Raw genomic sequence first — 1,065 nt, 5'->3', positions numbered from 1 at the left:
CGCTGGGCCGCGGCCTGCTGGCACGCAAGGCCGAGCAGGGCCGCATGCTGGCGCACCCTGCGACGTGGCCCTCGAACTCGCGCCGCTGGACGTGGCCCGGGTTCAGCCGCGCGAGCTGCTGCGCACGCTAGAGATCACCGGCGCACTGAAGGCGGTGAATTCCGCGGTGGTGAAGGCCAAGGTGGCGGGCGAGGTGCAGCAGCTCAGCGTGCGCGAGGGCGATCGTGTCACGGCCGGCCAAGTGCTGGTCGAATCGACGCGACCGAGTACGCCTGGAAGCTGCGCCAGGCGCAGGAGCAGTCGGCCCAGGCCGGCGCGCAGCTCGACATCGCCGAGCGCGCGCTGGAGAACAACCGCGCCCTGGTGAATCAGGGCTTCATCTCGAAGAACGCGCTCGACACGTCGGTCTCGAACGCGGCCGCCGCACGTGCGGCGTTGCAGGCGGCCCGGGCGGCTGCCGAACTGGCGCGCAAGGCCCAGAACGACACGGTGCTGCGTGCGCCGATCGCCGGCGAGGTGTCGCAGCGCGCTGCGCAGCCCGGTGAACGCGTGGCGGTCGACGCGAAGCTGGTCGAGATCGTCGATCTGTCGCGGATCGAGCTCGAGGCGGCGGTCGCGCCCGAGGACGTGGGCGCGGTACGCATCGGAGCGGCCGCCCGCCTGCAGGTCGACGGCATCGCGGCGCCGGTGCTGGCGCGCGTGGCCCGCATCAACCCGGCCGCCCAGGCCGGCACGCGTGCGGTAATGGTCTATCTCGCGGTCGAGCCCCAGCCCGGCCTGCGCCAGGGCCTGTTCGCCAAGGGGCGCATCGAGCTGGAGCGCCGCACCGCGAGCAGCGTGCCGGCGACGGCCGTGCGCATCGATCAGGCACGCCCCTATGTGCTGGCGGTCGAGGACGGCCGGGTGGTGCAGCACGGCGTCGAACTGGGCCTGCGGGCGGACGCCGCGGCCCGCGGCGACGAGGCGCTGGTCGAGGTGAACTCCGGCATCGCCGACGGCAGCACGGTGCTGCGCGGCACCGTGGGTGCGGTGCGCGAGGGCACCCGGGTGCGGCTGCCAGCGCCC

The 1,065-nt window shown here is 74.1% G+C and carries 2 protein-coding genes; both read left to right on the top strand.

What is annotated here, in order from left to right; all coding sequences use genetic code 11:
- On the top strand, nt 1-367 hold a 367-nt coding region (locus x551_RS27865; protein WP_253950469.1), incomplete at its 5' end, for a biotin/lipoyl-binding protein.
- Nucleotides 253-1,065 (top strand): efflux RND transporter periplasmic adaptor subunit (locus x551_RS22585; protein ID WP_343252170.1); only part of this gene is annotated, 813 nt, incomplete at its 3' end. The genes x551_RS27865 and x551_RS22585, both read left to right, overlap by 115 nt.

Origin of the sequence: Methylibium sp. T29 (assembly GCF_000576205.1) — a bacterium.
Classification (GTDB): domain Bacteria; phylum Pseudomonadota; class Gammaproteobacteria; order Burkholderiales; family Burkholderiaceae_C; genus Methylibium; species Methylibium petroleiphilum.
Note: the sequence above shows the minus strand (reverse complement) of the source record. Positions and strands in the feature narration are given on the sequence as shown.